Source organism: Streptosporangium amethystogenes, from assembly GCF_000721075.1.
GTDB lineage: Bacteria > Actinomycetota > Actinomycetes > Streptosporangiales > Streptosporangiaceae > Streptosporangium > Streptosporangium amethystogenes.
This window is the reverse complement of record NZ_JOEQ01000105.1, coordinates 1-1,983: the sequence shown is the minus strand read 5'-3', so window position 1 is coordinate 1,983 and position 1,983 is coordinate 1. Positions and strand designations below refer to the sequence as shown.

At 67.8% G+C, this 1,983-nt stretch carries 1 protein-coding gene; it reads right to left on the bottom strand.

The features are described from left to right. Positions 1-54: 54 nt before the first annotated feature. Positions 55-1,875 (bottom strand): IS481 family transposase, encoded by a 1,821-nt coding sequence (locus tag IG98_RS0143720; protein WP_030926417.1) that lies wholly within the window; start codon positions 1,873-1,875, stop codon positions 55-57. Positions 1,876-1,983 lie beyond the last annotated feature (108 nt).

The following is a 1,983-nucleotide window of genomic DNA, read 5'->3' as shown; positions in this document are numbered from 1 at the left end:
TGTCGTGACTCGCTTGATGCTTGACGCAATGGCATCGGATGATGCTTGACACTCCTAGCTGGTCTTTCGCTGTTTAGTATGCGCTCTGGACTTGATCCGGGTGACCTCCTGGGTGGTGGTTCGCGAAACGACGCGGATCGGCTCGCCGTCGGCGTGGATGGTGAGGTGGGTGTCATCGACGGTCACGTCCAGGATCTTGCGGGCATGCACTCGGCCGACCTGGATCTTCTGGCCGACGACCATGATGGTGCCGCGAATGGAGACCGTGCGCTGAACGGTGACCGGCCCGGTGGGCGTGGTCGGTGGCGGACCGGCCCGGCGAGCGCCGCGCAGGCGCCCGCATGCGGTGATCGGCAGCGGGCAGCGCACGGTGCGCAGCAGCAGGCGTTCGCCGTCCATGACCTGGGCGGTGATGCCGTCCAGACGCAACGTGACGCGCCGGCCGGCCAGGTGAGCGCCGATGCACAACGCGTGGCTGGCCAGGCTGACGATGCCGATCGAGCTGACCAGCCGGTCGACCTCGACGGCCGCACGGTGCTGTTGGGTGTCGGGAACCGGTGCGGGAGCGGCCGGGCGCGCATCCCCGGAGGCGACCAGAGCGGCCAGGTCCTTGACCGTCAGGCGCGAGGCCACCGTCTTGAGCCGGCCGCCGCCGGAGGTGAACACGTGCAGATGCGCGGTACTGATCCACAACGTGATCGACAGTCCGGCGCGGTCAGGGCCGAGCCAGACCTGCTGGCCGCCGACCGACAGGTTGCCCGAGTCCGGCACCACCCGCTCAACCTCGATGGCCGAAACCTGCATCGGCTCGGTCACCGGCACCTCCTCGTCGGTGACGACCTCAGGCGACGGCTCGGCCGGGGTCATCGACGAGGCCGACGGCTCCACCACGCTCAAACCGGCCGGTAGCCGCAGCGGCAACTCCTCCTGCATCCGCGTCTGCTGAAGGGCGACGTGGTCGGCGAAGAAACGGTCGGCGGGAAAGGCCATCTCCAATGCCTGATGCGGGCGGGCGGTGTTGTAGTGCTCGGCGAAGGCGTCCACCGCCTCCTGGGCCGCGCCTATCGAGGCGAACGGCGCTGCATCGTCGAGCAGTTCCCGGCGCACCGTCTGATGGAAACGTTCGATCTTCCCGGTGGTGGTCGGGGTGCGCGGCCGGGTATGCAGCAGCCGGATGCCGTTTTCCCGGCAGACGCGCTCGAACAGCACCTCACCGGCCTTCGGCCCGCCGAACCGGCCGGTGAACTGCTTGCCGTTGTCGGTCAGCACCTCCAGCGGCACCCCAAAGGCGCGCATCGCCGCGGCGAACGCCGCACAGACCTGCCGCCCGGTGGGCCGGGCCACCACCGAGGCGATCACACAGAACCGCGAATGGTCATCCACCCCGGTGATCAACTTGCACTCACCGCCGTCGGCCAGCAATACCCCGCCCATGATGTCCATCTGCCACAACTGCATCGGCCCAGGCCGCTCCCAGCGCACGTAGTCACCGCGTTTACGTTTGCGCGCCATCGGATCGATCAAAGCGTTGCGCACCAGCGCCCGGTAGATACTCGCCCGCGAGGGCACCGGCTCCACTCCGCGCCGGGCCAGCTCCCAGCCCAAAGTGCGTGGTCCCCACCGCGGATGCGCCCGGCGCAACTCACAGATCATCGCCTCGATCGCGGCCGGCGTCTGCATCGGATGCGCGCGCACCCGGTGCGACCGATCGGCCAAAGCGCCCAGCCCGCCGTCTCGATAGCGGCGCACCCAGGTATGCACCGACTGACGTGAGATCCCATACCGTTCGGCGACATCGGTGACCTTCGCCCCCGACAACACCTCGATCACCGCGTGATAGCGCTGCTCCACGACACTCAACTCCACCAATGCCATCCCGGCCTCCCCCGAAGCGCAGACAACGCCACGAGCAGGCACAGAAGACGATCAAGGTGTCAAGCATCAAGCGAGGCCAGAGTGTCAACCATCAAGCGAGACAGGACA